Annotated in this window: 17 protein-coding genes; 5 read left to right on the forward strand and 12 right to left on the reverse strand. The window is 50.8% G+C overall.

The window, feature by feature from the left end:
• Window positions 1-91: 91 nt before the first annotated feature.
• Window positions 92-2,344 (reverse strand): alpha-xylosidase, encoded by a 2,253-nt coding sequence (yicI, locus tag DFR60_RS13590; protein WP_110323360.1) that lies wholly within the window; start codon window positions 2,342-2,344, stop codon window positions 92-94.
• A 213-nt stretch (window positions 2,345-2,557) separates the two neighbouring features.
• On the opposite strand from yicI, the gene carB reads away from it, so the two are divergent.
• Window positions 2,558-5,785 (forward strand): carbamoyl-phosphate synthase large subunit, encoded by a 3,228-nt coding sequence (gene carB, locus DFR60_RS13595; protein WP_110323361.1) that lies wholly within the window; start codon window positions 2,558-2,560, stop codon window positions 5,783-5,785.
• Window positions 5,786-5,903: 118 nt separating this feature from the next.
• On the opposite strand, the gene DFR60_RS13600 is transcribed toward carB, so the two are convergent.
• The 4 genes from DFR60_RS13600 to DFR60_RS13615 form a co-directional block, all read right to left on the reverse strand.
• Window positions 5,904-7,028, reverse strand: coding sequence for a radical SAM/SPASM domain-containing protein (locus DFR60_RS13600; protein WP_110323362.1), 1,125 nt, complete (start codon window positions 7,026-7,028; stop codon window positions 5,904-5,906).
• The gene (locus DFR60_RS13605; RefSeq protein WP_110323363.1) at window positions 7,028-7,849 is read right to left on the reverse strand and encodes a metalloprotease; all 822 of its coding nucleotides are present in this window, start codon (window positions 7,847-7,849) and stop codon (window positions 7,028-7,030) included. The genes DFR60_RS13600 and DFR60_RS13605 overlap by 1 nt, the downstream gene beginning before the upstream one ends.
• A 287-nt stretch (window positions 7,850-8,136) precedes the next feature.
• Window positions 8,137-9,648 (reverse strand): catalase, encoded by a 1,512-nt coding sequence (locus DFR60_RS13610; RefSeq protein ID WP_110323364.1) that lies wholly within the window; start codon window positions 9,646-9,648, stop codon window positions 8,137-8,139.
• 128 nt (window positions 9,649-9,776) lie between these two features.
• A complete protein-coding gene (locus DFR60_RS13615; RefSeq protein ID WP_110323365.1) occupies window positions 9,777-10,208 on the reverse strand; it encodes a GNAT family N-acetyltransferase in 432 nt (143 codons plus the stop codon).
• A gap of 300 nt (window positions 10,209-10,508) precedes the next feature.
• On the opposite strand from DFR60_RS13615, the gene tdh reads away from it, so the two are divergent.
• Together tdh and DFR60_RS13625 are read left to right on the forward strand one after the other, a co-directional pair.
• Window positions 10,509-11,561 carry an L-threonine 3-dehydrogenase gene (gene tdh, locus DFR60_RS13620; protein ID WP_110323366.1) on the forward strand — a complete coding sequence of 351 codons (1,053 nt, stop codon included), beginning with the start codon at window positions 10,509-10,511 and terminating at the stop codon, window positions 11,559-11,561.
• Window positions 11,562-11,580: 19 nt separating this feature from the next.
• The gene (locus tag DFR60_RS13625) at window positions 11,581-12,780 is read left to right on the forward strand and encodes a glycine C-acetyltransferase (protein WP_110323367.1); all 1,200 of its coding nucleotides are present in this window, start codon (window positions 11,581-11,583) and stop codon (window positions 12,778-12,780) included.
• 102 nt (window positions 12,781-12,882) lie between these two features.
• On the opposite strand, the gene DFR60_RS13630 is transcribed toward DFR60_RS13625, so the two are convergent.
• The 7 genes from DFR60_RS13630 to DFR60_RS13660 all read right to left on the reverse strand — a co-directional run bounded on the left by DFR60_RS13630 (window position 12,883) and on the right by DFR60_RS13660 (window position 18,134).
• The gene (locus DFR60_RS13630) at window positions 12,883-13,620 is read right to left on the reverse strand and encodes a DUF3169 family protein (protein WP_110323368.1); all 738 of its coding nucleotides are present in this window, start codon (window positions 13,618-13,620) and stop codon (window positions 12,883-12,885) included.
• Entirely contained in the window at window positions 13,617-13,829 is a 213-nt protein-coding gene (locus DFR60_RS13635; protein ID WP_025530979.1) for a helix-turn-helix transcriptional regulator, read from the reverse strand. Before DFR60_RS13635 ends, DFR60_RS13630 begins: the two co-directional genes overlap by 4 nt.
• Before the next feature lie 305 nt (window positions 13,830-14,134).
• Entirely contained in the window at window positions 14,135-14,581 is a 447-nt protein-coding gene (locus DFR60_RS13640; RefSeq protein ID WP_110323369.1) for a hypothetical protein, read from the reverse strand.
• A 116-nt stretch (window positions 14,582-14,697) separates the two neighbouring features.
• Window positions 14,698-15,888 carry an adenosylmethionine--8-amino-7-oxononanoate transaminase gene (bioA, locus tag DFR60_RS13645; protein WP_110323370.1) on the reverse strand — a complete coding sequence of 397 codons (1,191 nt, stop codon included), beginning with the start codon at window positions 15,886-15,888 and terminating at the stop codon, window positions 14,698-14,700.
• Complete coding sequence (gene bioD / locus DFR60_RS13650) at window positions 15,885-16,589, reverse strand: dethiobiotin synthase (RefSeq protein ID WP_110323371.1); 705 nt, start codon at window positions 16,587-16,589, stop codon at window positions 15,885-15,887. The genes bioA and bioD overlap by 4 nt, the downstream gene beginning before the upstream one ends.
• Window positions 16,582-17,550, reverse strand: coding sequence for a biotin synthase BioB (bioB, locus tag DFR60_RS13655; RefSeq protein ID WP_110323372.1), 969 nt, complete (start codon window positions 17,548-17,550; stop codon window positions 16,582-16,584). The genes bioD and bioB overlap by 8 nt, the downstream gene beginning before the upstream one ends.
• Window positions 17,547-18,134 (reverse strand): biotin transporter BioY, encoded by a 588-nt coding sequence (locus DFR60_RS13660; protein WP_110323373.1) that lies wholly within the window; start codon window positions 18,132-18,134, stop codon window positions 17,547-17,549. Before DFR60_RS13660 ends, bioB begins: the two co-directional genes overlap by 4 nt.
• Window positions 18,135-18,412: 278 nt before the next feature.
• Here DFR60_RS13660 and DFR60_RS13665 point away from each other — a divergent pair, with 278 nt between their 5' ends.
• Complete coding sequence (locus tag DFR60_RS13665; protein WP_110323374.1) at window positions 18,413-19,078, forward strand: response regulator transcription factor; 666 nt, start codon at window positions 18,413-18,415, stop codon at window positions 19,076-19,078.
• Window positions 19,059-20,567 (forward strand): sensor histidine kinase, encoded by a 1,509-nt coding sequence (locus DFR60_RS13670; protein ID WP_110323375.1) that lies wholly within the window; start codon window positions 19,059-19,061, stop codon window positions 20,565-20,567. Before DFR60_RS13665 ends, DFR60_RS13670 begins: the two co-directional genes overlap by 20 nt.
• Window positions 20,568-20,569 lie beyond the last annotated feature (2 nt).

Below are 20,569 nucleotides of genomic sequence, written 5' to 3' on the forward strand. Positions count from 1 at the left end.
GCGTGTCCGTTTGGCTCGTTGCTCGCGAGAATAAAAGTACCACAGAAAGCTGAAATATACCTGAAAGAGACAGAAAAAATACTGGCTGTATTTAACCGCAGACTACGGAAAGCAGTTCCTTCCCCAGAACTTCATACGTATAATTGCCGTTTCCGCCATTTACAGAGAGAGAGATTCTGTTTCCTTCTCTCCGTGCGCAGGCGGTCATCACAGTTTTTCCGGACAGGTCCGTCACGGCAGCCGCGGCCTCCATGCCATCCTCCGGCAGATACAGAAGGAATTTCACCCCTTCTGCGTAGTTGTAATCAGGCTTTTCGCTGTTTGCGCCAACTGCGATCACACTTCCGGGACGGACCATAAGCGGCAGGGAGAAGTAATCGTGGGTCTCCTTCTGCCAGCGACCGCCTGTCACGGTTTTACCGGTCAGTAAGTTCACCCAGGTTCCTTCCGGCAGATAGTATTCCACCTCCCCGGATTCCTTAAAGACCGGAGCCGCTAACAGAGAGTCGCCCAGCATATACTGTTTATCCAGCGTCTCGCAGGCGCGGTCGCCTGGAAATTCCACGAACATTGGACGCATCATCGGAATGCCTTCCTCGTGAGCCTTTACCGCTTGAAGGTAAAGATACGGCATCAGAGCACATTTCAGCTTTACGAATTTCCGAAGCACACGGCACGCCTCCTCGTCGAAGAGCCACGGAACCCGGTAGGAGGAGGATCCGTGAAGGCGGCTATGGGAACTCAGGAGGCCAAACTGGCACCATCTTTTGTAGATATCGGCCGGCGCCGTATTCTCGAAGCCGCTGATATCGTGGCTCCAGAATCCGAATCCTGCGCATGCCAGGGAAAGGCCGCTGCGGATAGTCTCCGCCATGGAAGAATACGCCGCAGAACAGTCGCCACCCCAGTGTGCGGGAAACTGCTGGCCGCCCACCGTCGCGGACCGCGCAAATACTACTGCTTCCCCGGTTCCGCGCTCCCGCTCCAGAAGCTCAAACACCGCCCGATTATAAAGGTATGTGTAATAATTATGCATCTTCACCGGATCGGAGCCGTCAAAATATGCAATATCCTTTACCGGAATCCGCTCACCGAAATCCGTTTTGAAGCAGTCCACGCCCATGTCCAGAAGCGTCTTAAGCTTTGCCTGATACCATTCCACCGCGCCGGGATTTGTGAAATCAACCAGTCCCATTCCGGCCTGCCACATATCCGTCTGCCATACGTCCCCGTTTGTCTTTTTCATCAGGTATCCCAGCTTCATCCCTTCCTCGAATAACGGGGACTTCTGTCCGATATAGGGATTGATCCATACACAGATCTTCAAGCCTCTGCCGTGATAGCGCCGCAGCATGCCTTCCGGATCCGGAAATGTCTTCGGGTCCCAGGTGAAATTGCACCACTCATACGCCTCCATCCAGTAACAGTCAAAGTGAAAGACGTGCAGGGGAATGTCCCTGTCCGCCATACCGTCAATAAATCCTGAGGTCGTCGTCTCGTCGTAATTGGTCGTGAAGGAGGTGGTAAGCCACAGGCCGAAGGACCAGGCTGGAGGCAGAGCCGGTCTGCCGGTCAGCTCCGTATATTTGGAGATGGTCCCTTTGGGCGTGGAGCCGTTGATTACACAGTAATCCAGGCGCTCACCTTCCACAGAAAACTGTATACGCTCCACTTTCTCGCTGGCAATCTCATAGGCGGCATCCCCTTCGTTTTCTAAAAGAACGCCATATCCTTTGTTGGTAATGTAAAACGGAATGTTTTTATATGTAATCTCACTGGCCGTTCCGCCGTCTTCATTCCACATCTCAACAGTCTGGCCATTTTTTATGAACGGGGTGTAGCGTTCTCCCAGCCCGTAGACATACTCGTCCACGTCGAGGGCCAGCTGTTCCACCATGTAGCATTTTCCGGTCTCCCGGTTTGTCATGTGAGCCATATTCCGAAATCCGGTACTTGTCAGCTCCCGGTCGCCATCCAGAAAATGAATCCCCCAGGAATTCGGCCTCTTGTCGATTACCGCGGTCGTTCGTCCGCTTCTGTAACGGATCTCCTCATCGGTCTCCTCGACTACGATGTGAGGTGATGTCCCGTAAATCCTGGCAAAGGGACCGCGATAGACCGTTCCGTCGAAATGGCGGACCGACACCCGGATGACATCCTCCATCGGGCTGGTCAGCCGGATCGTCAGCATGCCCAGATTCAGACAGTCGCCGCGGTCTGCTATGTGTTTTCCCGGCGCATAGACGATCAGTTCGTTATCGTTCCGTCTGCTGTCCGCATACTCCACCGCATAAAGCGGCGTAATCTCCTTTTTTATACACCAGTATCCTTCTGTAAATTTCATCGTGTCCCTCCTGAAACGGCGTCCCGTTTTCTCTTTCATTTTCTTTTATTATAAGTAATTATAAGCACCGAATATAAATACGGGAAGGTTGAAAATTTACCCACCCCAAAAGGGAAAAATATGCATTATTTTTGCAAATTATTGAAAAAAATACTTTCAAACTGAGCCGCCTTATACTAGAATAGACTGAAGAGAAAAAAGGAGGACATTATTATGTCACAGAGAACGGATATTCACAAAGTACTAATTATCGGTTCCGGCCCGATCATCATCGGTCAGGCATGCGAGTTTGACTACTCCGGTACTCAGGCCTGCAAAGCGCTTCGGAAACTGGGATACGAAATTGTACTGGTTAATTCCAACCCGGCTACGATTATGACAGACCCGGAGACAGCGGATGTAACTTACATCGAACCACTCAATGTGGAACGCTTAGAGCAGATTATTGCAAAGGAACGGCCCGATGCCCTGCTTCCCAATCTCGGCGGCCAGTCTGGCTTAAACCTTTGCTCCGAGCTTAATAAAGCAGGAATTCTGGAAAAATATAACGTACAGGTCATCGGTGTCCAGGTGGATGCCATCGAACGCGGTGAGGACCGTGTCGAATTTAAGAAGGCCATGAACGAACTCGGGATCGAGATGGCGCGCAGCGAGGTGGCTTACAGTGTGGACGAGGCGCTGAAGATCGCGGACCAGCTGGGCTATCCGGTCGTTCTGCGCCCGGCTTATACCATGGGCGGCGCCGGCGGCGGTCTCGTATATAACAGGGATGAGCTTCAGACAGTCTGTGCCAGAGGCTTACAGGCCAGCCTGGTAGGCCAGGTACTGGTAGAGGAATCCATTCTCGGGTGGGAGGAGCTGGAGCTGGAGATCGTCCGTGACAGGGAAGGACGTATGATCACCGTCTGCTTTATTGAAAATATAGATCCATTAGGCGTTCATACGGGAGATTCCTTCTGTTCCGCCCCCATGCTGACCATCTCCGAAGAATGCCAGAAGCGCCTTCAGGAACAGGCTTACCGGATTGTGGAATCAGTGCAGGTGATCGGCGGCACCAACGTGCAGTTTGCCCATGATCCTGTTTCTGACCGCATTATTGTCATCGAAATCAATCCGCGTACCTCCCGCTCCTCCGCGCTGGCTTCCAAGGCCACCGGCTTCCCCATCGCCCTTGTGTCCGCCATGCTGGCTACCGGCCTGACCTTAAAGGACATTCCGTGCGGAAAGTACGGCACCCTGGACAAGTATGTGCCGGACGGCGATTATGTGGTCATCAAATTTGCCCGCTGGGCATTTGAAAAGTTTAAAGGCGTGGAGGACAAGCTGGGAACCCAGATGCGCGCCGTCGGCGAGGTTATGAGTGTCGGCAAAACCTATAAGGAAGCCTTCCAGAAGGCGATCCGCAGCCTGGAGACGGGACGTTTTGGTCTGGGCCATGCGAAGGATTTCGATACGTACACGAAAGAACAGCTTCTCCACATGCTGATTACCCCTTCCAGCGAACGCCATTTCATCATGTATGAGGCACTGAGAAAAGGTGCTTCTGTGGAGGAAATCCATGAGATTACCAAGGTTAAGGCCTGGTTTATCGAGCAGATGAAGGAACTGGTTGAGGAGGAGGAAGCACTCCTCGCCTGCAGAGGCGGACTCCCGTCTGACGAGATGCTCACCACCGCTAAAAAAGACGGTTTCTCCGACAAATACTTAAGCCAGCTGCTCCAGATTCCGGAGGAAACCATTCGCCGCCGCCGTATCGCCATCGGTGTGGAGGAAGCGTGGGAAGGCATTCACGTAAGCGGTACCGAGGACAGCGCTTACTACTACTCCACCTACAACGCACCGGATCAGAACCCGGTCCGCACAGACAGACCGAAGATCATGATCCTGGGCGGCGGTCCCAACCGAATCGGCCAGGGCATAGAATTCGATTACTGCTGTGTACACGCCTCTCTCGCCCTTAAAAAGCTGGGCTTTGAGACCATTATCGTCAACTGTAATCCTGAGACCGTATCCACCGATTACGATACCTCGGACAAGCTGTATTTCGAGCCGCTGACGCTGGAGGACGTGCTGAGTATTTATAAGAAGGAACAGCCGGCAGGCGTGATCGCCCAGTTCGGCGGCCAGACACCGTTAAATCTTGCGGCGGATTTGGAAAAGAACGGCGTGAAGATTTTGGGAACACCGCCTTCTGTCATCGATCTCGCCGAGGACCGCGATTTATTCCGGGCCATGATGGAGAAACTGGAGATTCCGATGCCCGAGTCCGGTATGGCGGTGGACGTGGAAGAAGCGCTGGCTATCGCGGCAAAGATTGGCTATCCGGTGATGGTTCGTCCTTCCTATGTACTGGGCGGACGCGGCATGGAGGTCGTCTACGACGACGAGAGCATGATCGGTTACATGAAGGCCGCAGTCGGAGTGACTCCTGACCGTCCGATTCTGATCGACCGCTTCTTAAATCACGCGATGGAATGTGAGGCAGACGCCATCAGCGACGGCACCCATGCGTTTGTGCCCGCAGTCATGGAACATATCGAGCTGGCCGGCGTTCACTCCGGTGACTCCGCCTGTATCATTCCGTCCGTACAGATTTCTCCGGAAAATGTGGAGACAATCAAAGAGTACACCCGCAAAATCGCAGAAGAGATGCACGTGGTCGGCCTGATGAATATGCAGTACGCCATTGAAAATGATAAAGTATACGTTCTGGAGGCCAACCCGCGCGCTTCCCGTACCGTACCGCTGGTATCCAAGGTCTGCAACATCCGTATGGTGCCGCTGGCTACCGATATCATTACCTCCGAACTGACCGGACGACCGTCCCCTGTGCCGGCTTTAAAGGAGCAGATTATTCCGAACTACGGCGTGAAGGAAGCGGTATTCCCGTTCAATATGTTCCAGGAAGTAGATCCGATCTTAGGGCCGGAGATGCGTTCTACCGGAGAAGTGCTGGGACTCTCCCACTCCTACGGCGAAGCGTTCTATAAAGCTCAGGAGGCGACACAGAACAAGCTTCCGCTGGAAGGAACCGTGCTCATTTCCGTCAACCGCAAGGATAAAGCGGAGGTCGTGGATGTTGCGAGAAGCTTCCATGAGGACGGATTTAATATCGTGGCAACCGGCAATACCTATGAACTGATCCAGGCCGCCGGAATCCCGGCGACACGCGTCAACAAGCTCTATGAGGGACGCCCCAACATCCTGGATATGATTACCAACGGACAGATCCAGTTAATTGTCAACTCCCCGGTCGGAAAAGACAGCATCCATGATGACAGCTATTTGAGAAAGGCCGCCATCAAGGGAAAAGTTCCGTACATGACCACCATCGCTGCCGCCAAAGCAACGGCCAGCGGCATCCGGTATGTGAAGGAACACGGACAGGGAGAGGTTCATTCCCTCCAGTCTCTCCACAGCGAGATCAGGGATAAGGAATAACCTTCCTTTTCTAATGTAAGAAGCAAAAAGCACCGATAACGGTTGGGATCAATCGTTGCCGGTGCTTTTTTTCTTTATCGTTTCATCGGAAATTTGTTTCATCGGAAAACCGCGTACCTCATTTTTCCGGCTTCACCATGTCTTCCACCATGGAGATCAGCGGAAACACATCGTTGTAATGCTTCTGTATAAACATTCCGTTTCGTTCCTGGAACAGCCGTTTGGCCAGCTTGTCAACGACAGGTATCACGATTCGTTCATGCTGGCACAGCATGGGGGCTACGTGGTCGATACTGCCTGTCACCTGATAATTCAGGCAGCCGCAGTGACAGTTGCAGCGGCCGATGACGGCACATCCCTTACACTCCTCTTTTTCCAGTTCATTGCGTTCAAACAGCTTCGTACGCTTTTTCTCATCGATTCCGCCCACGACATCCCCAATCGCGAACTCTCTGTGTCCCACAAACTGGGTACAGGGATAGAGGAGGCCGTCAGGGGCGGCGGATATCTGTTTTTTCCCCAGCTCACACCGTTCGTGGCAGTACTGTTTTCCCTGTATATGGCTGGCTATCTTCACCTCAAAGGGGCTGAAATAAAATTTCTCCTCCCGCTTCGTCAGTTCATAGTAAAAATCAGCCAGTTCCCGGTACTGGCGTCTTAATTCGCGAACCGATTCCTTCGTCCAGTTCCCCGCGTAATTCAGGCTGCAGATGAAGTAATGAAATCCCTTCTGCCACAGCTCCTTCACCCCCTGCGCATACTCTGCCGCTGTTTCCGGCGAGACGGTCATCATAACCGGCGCATAGGGGCGCGAGGCCAGGAGCATGTCCGTCACGGCTTCCAGGCGGTCATACGTGCCCGCTCCGCCGTGATCCCGTCTGAAGAAATCGTGAGCCGCTCTCGTTCCGTCGTGGGACAGAGCGATAAATATATTCTCTTTTTGGGAAAACTCCAGAAAATCCCGGTCCAGCAGCGTTCCATTAGTCGTCATCTTAAAATGAAACCGGACAGGCCTTTCCCGTTCCATGGCCCTGCAGTATGCCACCGTGTCACGGATCGTATCGCGGCACAAAAGAGGTTCGCCTCCAAAGAATATAATACCGCAGGAAGGCTCTCCGGAAGCGGCAGCCAGACGGACTGCGTGTTCCGCAGTGGAACGGTTCATATACTCCGGTTTCTGACATACGTAGCAGTAACCGCACTGCAAATTACAGTCATTGGTCAGGTGCAGGGTCATATGCATCAGATTACCCCCTGTCCCTTCAGCCAGTCTATGAAATCCCTTACCTGCGCCTTTAAATTCTCTTCGGAAGCTGCCCGCGCCATATCATTCTGCTCTTCTGACATAGCTGCCCAGTAGTTTCCCTCTCTGCCTTCGTATTTCTTCTGGATTTTATCGTACTCGTCGATCAAATCGCCGTAGTCATAAGGATCATAGAATATTCCCACGATCTCTTCCGGAGAAGTCTTTTCCAGGCTTTTTTGAAGCCTCACCGCGGTATCCTGAATCGCATAGCTCTCTACGGTTGCATATACGCCTTCTTCCGTCTCCTTCCAGTTTCCGACATCTGATTTGGACACGAACTCTATGGCGATCTTTTTTTTCGGATCCCAGCCATCTGTCTGGAGACTGCCTTTCACTGTTTTTTCTTTCGTCTTTTCTGGTTCAGGATAGATATGCGTGACGGGAAGCTTTACGTTTTTCAACTCCGGCGCTACCTCCTGCGTCAGTATGAGGCCGCCATAGCTTTCCGCCTCCGCCCGTATAATCTCAAATGCCTCCTCTTCAGACAGAAAGTATGGCGAAACCACCGAAACACAGCCGTAGGCCCCGCTTCCACCGCCGTGAATAAAGACCGGAGCGACCCGGTCCGATGCTCCCTGGGCACCTTCCGCGCTTGCACCGCAGGCGCTTAAGGAGACAGTCAGACCTAACGCAGTCATAACGTAAGCGTTCTTTTCCCATCTGGACGGAATCCGTTTCAGCAGCTGCGGATCAGCCAGTATCTCCTCTTTTGCCGGGTATCCGGGATTTTTATATCTGGTTACCGTTTTTACCTTCATCGCTCATCCTCCTTCGCGGGAATTCGCTGTGTGCTTCAACGTCCGGTTACTGCTTTCTATAGAAAAGTATACCAAATTGTACGGATGAAAGCAACGTCTGCCCGATGAAGGAAGCCTGCCCGGCCAAACCGGACTGCGGCGCCACTGGTGGGGAGTGAATTGTAACCCTCAGACACAGGAAAAGCAAGGCTTCCGAGGACTTCCCCAAAAGCCTTACTTTTCCTGTATCTGCAATGACAGAAATTTGCTTCGATGATACCCGAATGGAACCACCTCTCCTCTGTGTATCAGTTTAACGTAGCCTGAATCAGCTTCTCATGGCTGTGAGGCTCCGCCAGTTCCAGAACGCGGTTTAAGTCAAGGCCCATGGCCTCCGTGATCCGGATCCCGTACTCTTCATCGGCCCAGTAGCAATGAACGGCATGGCGGTATTTGATATTCTCCATGACAGACGCAATATTTCTTGCGGTATTGCCGATCAGCAGCTCCCGCTTGTCCTCTTTCAGTACTCTCCACAGGTCGCCGCCCGCCCGGAAGCAGTCGTCTGTAGGATCGTCCTGGGGATCGTAGGCATACATCGCCCCGGATAAATCGAGCGGCGGTTCCATGACGTCAGGCTGAGCCGCCCAGTCTCCCATGCTGTTCGGTGAATAGGCGGGAGCGCCGCCGTAATTGCCGTCCGTCCGCATGAGTCCGTCTCTGTGGTAATCGTGAACTTCGACCTTGGGCCGGTTGACCGGAATCTGATTGTAGTTGATGCCCAGACGGTATCTCTGCGCGTCGCCGTAGACAAATAAACGGCCCTGCAGGAACTTATCCGGTGAAAAACCGATTCCGGGAACAACATGGGCCGGTGTAAATGCGGACTGCTCGACCTCTGCGAAATAGTTTTCCGGATTGCGGTTTAACTCCAGCACGCCCACCTTCTGAAGCGGAAATTCCTTATGACGCCAGATCTTTGTGATATCAAATGGATTTTCATAATGATTCCTCGCCTGTTCCTCTGTCATAATCTGGACATACATAGTCCAGCGCGGATATTCGCCCTTTACGATCGATTCGTACAAATCACGGCCATGGCTCTCCCTGTCTTTTGCGATAAGCGCCCCGGCCTCTTCGTCCGTCAGGTTTTTAATCCCCTGCTGGGTTATAAAATGAAATTTGCACCAGAATCGCTCATTATCTTTATTATAAAAACTAAAGGTATGTTCTCCATAGAGATTCATATGACGGAAAGACGCGGGAATTCCGCGGTCAGACATTACAACGGTCGTCTGATGGAACGTCTCCGGCAGCAGCGTCCAGAAATCCCAGTTATTCTGCGCAGAGCGCATGCCGGTCTGAGGATCGCGCTTTACCGCACGGTTCAAATCCGGGAAATTATGTACATCACGAAGGAAGAAGGTTGGTGTATTATTTCCGACCAGATCCCAGTTTCCTTCTTCTGTATAAAATTTGATTGCCACGCCTCGGATATCGCGCTCTGCGTCAGCCGCGCCCCGTTCCCCCGCTACCGTTGAAAAACGTACAAAAAGATCTGTTTTTGTGCCCTTCTGCAGCACCTTTGCCTTCGTAAAAGCGGAGATATCCTCGGTACATTCAAAGGTCCCATAAGCGCCCCAGCCCTTGGCATGCATACGCCTCTCAGGAATTACTTCTCTGTCAAAATGTGCTAATTTCTCCATAAGCCAGACATCCTGCATCATAACAGGGCCTCTCGGACCCGCAGTCAGCGAATGCTCATTCTCAGCGACAGGTGCCCCTACTTCATTGGTTAGTTTTTTCGCTTTTGTATCCATAAGTACCTCCTTCTTTCATAATTATATTATATTCCAACATTTTCTAAAAGTCAAAACATATTTGTGCACATTGTATATATAAATACCGCCGAGTGTGATATATAATTGTCAATTTGAACAATACACATTTATAATTTCAAAATCATCTTCTGACAGGGATAATCAAATACAACGAGTTCCTCCGCGTCTGTAAACCCGCAGGAATGGTAACATGCCCGCGCCGCGATTCCCTTTGGATCACCGTCCTGAAACGTAACGACAGAGATCTGATCGCCGGCTTCGAAGCACTCTGTCATCTTTCGAATCAGCCCGTTTGCCACCCCATTTTTCCGATAATCCGGATGGGTCGCCAGAAACGTGAGTTCTTTCCCCGCCTTTGTGAATAGAATCAGGCCTGCCGGCACGCCATTCCTGTCGTCTATAAAAGCCTCGTTCTTACCGATTGACTCACTGAGTGCCGCCAGAAAATCATCTTCCTTATACCCGGCGAAATCATCTTTAACCAATTCCATCATAGACAGAATCATTTCTTTATCTTCCTGAAGTACGTATCTTACCATAGCCTCTCCTTCTACCTGCCAATCTTCTGTATTTTCTACTCAGAGTTTAACACAGGAGGCCGTCAGCGGCAACAGAAAAATGAGTCAGGAAAGCGCTCAGGATTCCATCGAGATTCCCAAGTGTATGCCAGAAAAAAACAATCGTTCGTGTTCGCGACACAAATACACTTCTTTCGAAAATGTCCGCTCGATACGGAACATTTTTCTTGCTATTTGTCCTGCCGCCCCTTATAATGTAGGTATCAGATACTCGGAAAATTGTATTTTTCCATAATCAAGCAGTATAAAGGGGGTAATATCATGCAGGAACAAACCATGTGGGCATTGACGAAAAAGAAACCGGAGGAAGGACTCTGGATGGAGCGCGTGCCGGTTCCGGCCGTTGGGCCGAATGATGTAAAAATCAAGATTCATAAAACGGCCATCTGCGGCACGGACGTACACATCTATCAATGGAATGAATGGGCACAGCACACCATTCCGATCGGCCTGACCGCCGGCCACGAATATGTGGGCGAGATCGTGGAGACGGGCGCGGGCGTAACCGGACATCAGGTGGGGGATCTGGTATCCGGTGAAGGCCATATCACCTGTGGTAAATGTCGGAACTGTCTGGAAGGCCATAAGGAAAACTGCCGGGATGCAAAAGGAGTCGGTGTAAACCGAAACGGAGCGTTTGCAGAATATCTGGTGATTCCGTCTTCTAACGTGTGGCCCTGTAATCCGAATATTCCAGAGGAGCTCTACTCCATCTTTGATCCGTTCGGCAACGCCACACATACGGCGCTCTCCTACGACCTTCTGGGTGAGGATGTCCTGATTGCCGGGACAGGCCCTATCGGTATCATGGCCGCGGCCATCGCAAAATTCTGCGGAGCGCGCCATGTGGTCGTAACAGATTTAAACGATTACCGGCTGGATCTGGCGAAGAAGCTGGGGGCTACAAGAACGGTCAACTTAAGAAAAGAGACGCTGGGCGATGTGATGAAATCCATCGGGATGACGGAAGGCTTTGACGTGGGCATGGAGATGTCTGGAAGTCCGGCCGGTCTTTCCGATATGATCCATAATATGAAGCACGGCGGTAAGATTGCGCTGTTGGGGCTCCAGGGACGGGAAACCACGGTTGACTTAGAGACCGTTATATTCAATGGCCTGAATCTTCGCGGTATTTACGGCAGAAAGGTCTGGGATACCTGGTATAAGATGACCACCATGGTCCAGGCCGGTCTGGATATATCGCCGATCATCACTCACCGGTTTGATATCCGCGATTACGAAAAGGGATTTGAAGCTATGATTTCCGGACAGTCGGGCAAAGTAATTCTGGACTGGTCCCATATCAATGATTAAAGAAAAAGGAGATTTGAAAATGGCTCGCAAAAACGATATTTTAAGTATTTATACGAAAGAAGTGGAAGACATCAGGGAAGCCGGCCTGTTTAAGGGAGAAGCACCAATCGCTTCCGCCCAGGGCGCCCGCGTAAAGCTGGAGGACGGCCGGGAAGTCATCAACATGTGCGCGAATAACTATCTTGGCCTTGGCGACAACCAGAGACTGATCGATGCCGCAAAGAGAACGTACGACAACCGGGGCTACGGCATGGCTTCTGTCCGTTTCATCTGCGGAACCCAGGACATTCATAAGGAACTGGAAGCAAAGATTTCCAATTTCCTTGGAACAGATGATACGATTCTTTACTCCTCCTGCTTCGATGCCAACGGCGGCCTGTTCGAGACGATTCTCACAGAGAACGATGCGGTTATCAGCGACGAACTGAACCACGCTTCTATCATCGACGGCGTTCGGCTCTGCAAGGCCAAACGGTATCGTTACAAGAATAATGACATGGCCGATCTGGAAAAGAAGCTTCAGGAGGCAGATGCTGCCGGAGCAAGAATCAAGCTGATCGCCACAGACGGCGTATTCTCTATGGACGGAATCATCTGCAACTTAAAGGGTGTCTGTGATCTGGCAGACCAGTACCATGCATTGGTTATAGTAGATGACAGCCACGCAGTAGGCTTCATTGGAAAACACGGCCGCGGAACGGCGGAATACAATGGCGTGGAAGGCCGCGTGGATATCATCACTGGTACGCTCGGTAAGGCTCTGGGTGGAGCGTCAGGCGGATACACCTCCGGGCGCAGGGAAATTATCGATCTGCTTCGTCAGAGAAGCCGTCCATACTTATTCTCCAACACCCTGGCGCCTGCGATCGTCGGCGCCAGCTTAGAACTGTTTGACATGCTGGAGGAAAGCACGGAGCTGCGGGATCATCTGGAGGAAACCACCGCATACTACAGAAAGCAGCTGACAGACAACGGATTCGATATCATTCCGGGACCCCACCCTTGCGTGCCGGTCATGTTGTATGATGAAAAACTGGCTGGGGAATTTGCAAAGAGAATGATGGCAAAGGGGGTCTATGTCGTGGCCTTCTCGTTCCCGGTCGTACCAAAGGGGAAGGCGAGAATCCGTACCCAGGTATGCGCGAGCCATACAAAAGAAGACATTGATTTTATTGTAAAATGCTTCATGGAGGTTCGGGAAGAAATGGGGCTAAAGTAAGGCCAAATATTCGGTCTGCGGCCATAAGTATAGGGGGAAAAGGAAGTGAACCGCTTCCTTTTCCCCTTATATCGTGCCCTCATACCATGCGAAATTACAATCCTATTCCTGCAATCCTTTTTTCTCTCTCAAAGAATAAATCCCATAGGAAATGCTTTGGATCAACATGATCAGACCTAACAGCAGGATGGACATACTGCCTGTCCCCATGTTCAGTTTTCCTATTAATGCGATCACAAGCCCAAACAAAAGTGCATGTCTCGTTATCTGAAATGCCTTGTAACCGCAGTGATAAATCTGCAGCCGTTCCGCTTCATCGCAGCTCTCTTCCCATGTCTTCAAAAAGGCAAAATCCGCAGGATCCCCCTTTTTCAGTGGATTCGTCTTCTTTACCTGTTTGATAACCGCTATTTCCACACAGACCATGGAGATTGTGGATACTAAAAATACGACCACAGACCAAAGTGCAAACGTGTTTCTCTTATCGAATCCTATGCCGAATGCCATAAACTGAATGACCAAATTGACATTGGTAAGAGTCAAAACAATATTCTGAGCGTCGCCTACTTTTTTCTCCGTTATGCCTTCCTCATCGGAATCCATAAGGGGGGACCACTTCTTCGCCTTGTTCATCAAAATCAGGGAGCAGCCTCCTAGTACCAGCCAGACTATCAGCTGAATCCATAAGGTAGACCGCACCGCTCCCGCATACAGCAGTTCTGCCAGGGAGGCCGCCCCTCCTTTTGCAAACAATATGGATCCGGCTCCAAGCACTGCTCCGATCGCCGCCCCTGTCAAAGCCCACAGCATTAGTTTTAAATATGAATTTTTTACTTTCATTTTGTCTCCTCCTCTTCATACGCAAAAATGTCTTCCACTGTTACGGACAGAATCCGTGCCAGCTTAAGCGCCAATGTCACCGAGGGGGAGTAATCGCCCCGCTCAATTAAACTGATCGTCTGTCTGGATACACCTGCCAGATTACCCAACTCCGCCTGATTCACGCCGAGCCTTGCCCGGTGTTCCTTTAACCTGTTATATAATGGCATAGCTCTCCTTTCCATATGACAATTACCATTTACAATTTGACAATTATTCTTGTCAACTCAGTATATCATTGACAACTTTCCTTGTCAATACTATTTGACAACTTTATTTGTCAACCAACCGCTGCATTTATGGAACAGATCCCGTTATCAGTGGATCAGGAAGACACGAAATGGGCTGACGGTTAAAAATGTATTTAACCGTCAGCCCGTCTCTTTTATCAGATTATAGTCTTATTCTTCAGTATGGTTTTCGGCTTTCCTGTCGAAAGACCTCAGTTTTCATCATCCATTTCATAGGTCTCCGGTCATTCCTGATCCGAATGTGGAGAATACGTTCCGGTAAAAACGATTCGTTCATTGGAATCTTCCCGCTCTTCCCACAGGGTAATTACGACATCTCCTGTTTCCTTCTTATATTCGAAATGCAGATCCATATAATCAGCTGCATACTGATTCTCAGGATCTACAGCCGCAGCGCCCTCCAGCGTGTGCGGCTCTCCTGCCTTTAATTCAAACCAAAACATGGTTCCATTAAAATTCGTGATCCCCAGTTGCCTGTCACCATCCTCATAGCTTCCCCACCATTCCGGTATTTCCGCTTCCGAATCCAGGGCGGATTGGGTAGTTGGATCCGCTTTCACAACCTCTGTGACACCTGTACCAGTCTGCTCTTCAGGACTTTCTGCTTTCTGGCTGTTGCATCCAGTCAGGAGCAGTAATACTGCTGCCAATATACATAATTCCCACTTCATTAGAATGAGGCCTCCCTTTTCATATTTTAACCGATTGTAAAAATTCTAATTTCATTGTACCATACAATCCCGTCATTTGAAAAGGTATGTAGAGACTTAAAGAGGTGGGGAATGCACTAACGCATTTGAAACCAGGCCTTCATCGTATCCAATACCGTTACCAGCTCCGCCTCCTCGATCACATATGGAACCATCGCGTACAGATATCTCAAAAACGGACGGCTGAATACGCCCCGTTCAAATGCGAACTGCTGGTATCCCTCCAATACAGCCGGATCGAAGACCTCCACACAGACGCAGCCACCCATCATGCGCACCTCTTTTATGCGGCTGTCCTCGAAGCCCTCCATCTCTCTCCTGGTAATCGCTGCGATCCGGCTGATTTTCGCCATATAGTCTTCCGACTCGAAAAGTTCAATCGATTTTAACGCCACACTGCAGGCCAGGGCATTTCCCATAAAAGTAGGGCCATGCATCAGCGCCAGGGAGGGATCATCCCCGTAAAAGCCCTGGTATACCTTGTGGTTCGCAACCGTCACCGCGTGCCCGATATAGCCGCCGGTCAGCGCCTTTCCCAGTACCAGAATATCCGGGCATACCAGATCGGCTACGAACCGGTGCCCCGTCCGGCCGAAGCCGGTGGCCACCTCATCAAAGATCAGAAGCACGTCATACTCATCGCACAGCTCTCTGGCCCGCTTTATGAAAGATATATCGTACATGAGCATGCCTCCGGCTCCCTGCAGAAGCGGTTCGACGATCAGGCAGTTCAGTTCGTCGTGATGGAGGTGAAATGCTTCCTCAAGCGCCGGTATTTCCGTCGGTATATGAATAACATTCTTTTTCTTTCCGAAGGCGAAGTGGTAATCCTCATCATCTCCTACTTCCATCGCTTTAAAGGTATCGCCGTGGTAAGAATGAGTCAGAGACAGGACTTTCTCCCGCCTGATGTTCCGGTTAGTATAGAATTGCAGCGCCATTTTCAGGGCCACCTCCACCGCCACGCTTCCGGAGTCCGAAAAGAAGCAGTAGTCTAAATCTCCCGGCAGCCATTCCTGCAGTTTGGATGACAGCTTTTCCACCGGTTCATGGGTCAGTCCCCCCAGCATGACATGGGAAAAGCAGTCGGCCTGAGACTTGACCGCCTCGGTCAGCACCGGATGCTTATAACCATGAATCACGCTCCACCAGGATGATACAGAGTCTATCAGTTTCCGGTTCTCCGTATAAAGACAGACGCCCTCCGCGTTGACAATCCTATAAGGCGTTTTCATCGTCTTCATCTGCTGATATGGATACCAGATCATATGGATACCTCCTCTCCCGGCTCATATAACGACACCAGTTCCTCTGCCTCCATGGCCAGCTCCGTATCGCCGTCTTTGACACAGGCCAGCACGGTTAGGCCTGTCAGCGATTCACACATGTTCCGATTGTCCTCTTCCATCATATCTCCGGCGTGGAAATGGTTGAAAATAATTCCTTTCACGGGAATATTCCGGGCACGCATGTAGCAGGCCGTGAGGACCACATCGTTGATTGTGCCGAGCCCCGCGTCTGCGACGATCAGGCAGGCCAGTCCCAGTTCCCGGATCACATCCTCCAGCTGAATCTTTGCTTCGTCGTAACAGAGGGGACAGAGGATGCCGCCGCTGCCCTCCATGGTGACGTATTCATACTTCCGGCCTACGGCCTCGAAGCCTTTTTTCACCACCTGCATCTGCACCGGATTTCCCTCAAGCCGTGAGGCAAGGTGAGGCGAAAAGGCATTTTCATAGATGTACGGACACATTTCCTCCAAAGGCTGTCCGATGCCGGAGACTGTCTTTACATACAGCGCATCCCCCGGTATCAGGCTCCCGTCTTCCCGGCGGTCATTTCCGCTCATGGCAGCTTTATAGTAGGCGGCGCTGTGTCCGCTCTCATGCAGTTTTTTGACAATCAGACCAGTCACAAACGTTTTTCCGATATCCGTCCCGGTCCCGGTGATAAAGATATTTTTACTCATCGTCCAATTTAACCTCGTATCCAATGTTTTTCAGCAGTTCCATATCCGTCTGTACCGTAATCCCTGCGGTGGTCAGCATATCTCCGCTTATGGCTGCGTTAGCTCCGCTCTTAAAACACTTTTCCCCTTTATCCTCCACCAGCCCCCGGCCGCCTGCCAGGCGTATGGAGGCATCCGGGATCAGAAAACGAAATACGGCTGCCGTCCGGCATAATTCTTCGTTAGTGAGAACCGGGTTATGTTCATAAGGGGTTCCAGGAATCGGATTCAGCAGATTCACCGGAATCGATTTTACGCCCAGTTCCCTGGCAGTCAGAACCATATCGATACGATCCTCCATGGTCTCTCCCAGGCCAATGATGCCGCCGGAACAGACCTCAAGTCCGGCTCTTATGGCAGCCTTTAAGGTCTCAATCTTATCGCGGTAGGTATGCGTGGTGCAGACCTGGGGAAAATAGCGCTCAGACGTCTCCAGATTACAGTGAACCCGTGATGCCCCGGCACGTTTCAGTTTCTCAAACTGCCTTTCTGATAAGAGCCCGAAAGAAACGCATACCAAAATTCCGACCTGCGCTCTTATTTCGCGTATGCTTTCACAAACTGCATCCACTTCCCGGTCAGAAAGCCTTTTTCCGGAGGTCACAATGGAATAACGAAGGACGCCCTGTTCCGCGTTATATTTCGCCTGTTCCACAAGCTTTTCCGCCCGCAAGAGCTCATATGCCCCGGTGCAGGCGGTGTGGTAATGGACACTCTGGGCGCAGTACTTACAGTCCTCCGAACATCTTCCGCATTTTCCATTGATAATTGTACACAGGTCAAATGTGCGGCCGCAAAAGCGGGTACGGATTTCATCCGCCGCTTCGGTCAGCTCCTTTAACGGCGCCTCCGCCAGACGCAGCGCTTCTGCCCGGTTAATCTGTTCTCCTGCCAATACCCGTTCCTTTAATTCTTCAATCATATTCCCATTCCCCTCATTTTCCTCATAACAGGCTGAATGCGCTTTACAAGGTACGCGGCCAGAACGCACAAACAGAGATCCCCCGGAACTGCCAGAATAAAGCAGTACAAAAACAGCGGCCACAGTCCGATCGGCGTATTGATGATGAAATTGCAGATGACATAGTAATAAATCATCCCCATGCCGTAAACGATGAAAAGGCCGGTGAAATTTGCAGTCAGCAGCCTTTTCATCGTCAGTGGATTCTGCTTTTCAACCATTTTTCCAGTCACATAGCTTGCCAGACAGAAACCGATGATATAACCGAAGCTGGGTTTCAAAAGGTACCAGAGCCCGCCTCCTTCCGCAAAAATCGGAAGCCCGGCCAAGCCTAATATCATATAGAGGGCTGCACTGAGCGCACCGCCCTTTCCGCCTAACAGCAGCCCCGCCAGCATGGTAAATAAAAACTGAAGCGTAAACGGCACCACGGGAACCGGTATTTTGATAAATGCACCGGCGGCAATCAGCGTTGTAAACATTGCGGTGTATGTAAGGTTTATCGCCGAGGTGTATTGTAGTTTCTTTTCTGCTCTTTCTGCCATAGTTCCTCCTGTTACTTTTTGATTGTAAACTAAAAAATATATACGGTTTACAATTGTGATAATATTGATATTACCAATAAATTATGCAAATGTCAACCTGTATTAGTATATGGTTGACATTTGTATACTGTCAGCAAAAAGTAAAGGTTCACAGAAATAATACTTCTCTTCCTGCCAACATAACTGTATTTAAACAAATAATTTAAAGAAAGAATCTCAGAAAACTCCACGCAAAATTCAAAGAGCCATGATATACTGGTTTACAGGAGGAGTAACCTATGAAACGAATTTTAGTTATTGAAGACGAACCCGATATTCAGGAAATGCTTTGTGCATATCTGCGAGACGCCGGTTACAGCGTGTCTGCGGCCAGTGACGGAATCCAGGCGATGGACTGTTTCCACCGGGAAAGCTGGGATTTAATATTGCTGGACTTAATGCTTCCCAAGATCGACGGCTACGGCGTATGCGAGCTCATCCGCAGGGAATCTGATGTTCCGGTCATCATGGTGACTGCTCTGGATACAGAGGAAAACCAGATCCGCGGATTTGATCTGCAGATCGATGACTACGTGACAAAACCATTTTCCATGCCCATACTTCTGAGAAAAATTGCCGCGGTTCTGCGCCGGACCGGGTCTGATACAGAAAGCCGTCAGCTCTTCTACCGTGATATCGTCATGGACTTAGACGCGTACCGGGTAACTGTAGATGGAGCATTACTCGATCTAACCACCCGGGAATTCGAACTTTTAAAAGAACTTTTACTGAATCAGGGGCGCGTTCTGACCCGTTCTGTGCTGTTGGGACAACTATGGAATTACGATTTTATCGGTGACGAGCGCATCGTGGACAGCCATATCAAAAATCTGCGAAAGAAGCTGAACCGTGACTATATTGAAACGGTAAGGGGGGTGGGATACCGTGTTGAAAAGATTCATTGATATTCGGACAAGTCTGACTGCGCGCATTTTCTTGATGACGATCGTGATTCTGCTCATATCCAGCAGTGTAACCTATCTCTTTCTCGCATGGGCGACACCGATATCCTATCGCTCCATCATTGCCGATAATTTAAACGAAAAGGTGGACCGGCTGATCAGCGATTTAGGGGAAACGACCTTTGAGGAAAGCGGTCCGCTGATCTCCCGTTTTGAGAAGGAGAACAACGCGGAGATTCTGATTACGGCCGGAGACGGAGAAACGTCCCTCCTGCCCGGCAATGCACCGGAGGAGGCTGTGGATTCAGTCACTATAGAAGACTATGGCTCTTCCGTATCCACATGCCGTTCCACTGCTGCCACAGTCGTTTCCGATTCCCCGGAAGTCGAATATACGAGTACGGACTGGGATGCGGCCGTAACGTTCAAGGGAAGCGGCAAGCCGTATGATTTAAGCGTCGTTATCCGTGTTTCCGCTGTCAATGAGACCTCCGAGGCCATGCGGCGTGTGCTGCCCTGTCTTATTCTGATCATGTTTGTCATCTCCCTGCTGGGGGCTCTTTTTTACTCCCGCTGCATCACCCGGCCCATTGTCAGGCTAAGCGGTATCTCCCGAAAGCTGGCGTCCCTCGATTTCGACTGGAAATGTCCGGAGACACGAAAAGATGAAATCGGTATGCTTGGCAGAAATTTAAACGAACTCTCTGATCATCTCAGAGACGCATTGTCGGAGCTCCGGGACGCGAACGCTTCTCTTCAGGAGGACATTGACCGCGAACGCGAGATGGAACGCCGCCGGTCCGCCTTTTTTGCTGCCGCTTCCCACGAACTGAAAACACCGATTACAGTCCTGAAAGGACAGCTTTCCGGTATGCTGGCCGGGGTGGACATCTATCAGGACCGGGATAAATATCTGGCCCGGTCTCTCGCTGTAACCGGCCGCATGGAGAAGCTGATTCAGGAAATGCTGACGATTTTCCGTATGGAACAGGACGACTCCGCCGTCCGCAGCGATCCGGTCAGCTTGACAGAACTAATTCAGGAACAGCTCGATCTGGCCGAGGATTTCGCCCAGCTGAAAGAACAGCAAATATCCGTCTCTTTACCGCCAAAAGCCGTGATCCAGGGAGACCGGATCCTGTTAAGCTGCGCCATATCCAACCTGCTGACCAATGCCTTGAAATACTCACCGGACGCGGCTCTTATTTCAGTCGCTCTCTCTGAAAAGGACACAGGGTTTATTCTGGACATAGAGAACAGCGGGGTCCACATCCCACCGGAATCACTTCCCCGCCTCTTTGAACCCTTTTACCGGGTGGAGGCATCCCGCAGCCGTGAGACCGGAGGCAGCGGTCTCGGGCTCTATCTTGCCAGGATGATTCTGGACCGTCATGAAGCCGCGTGCACGGTCATGAATACCGGGATCGGAGTCCGGGTAACGGTGAATTTCAATTATCAGAAAGACGACAGTCTCCATGAAAACTACACATAAAA

The sequence above is a fragment of the Hungatella effluvii genome, from assembly GCF_003201875.1.
GTDB lineage: Bacteria > Bacillota > Clostridia > Lachnospirales > Lachnospiraceae > Hungatella > Hungatella effluvii.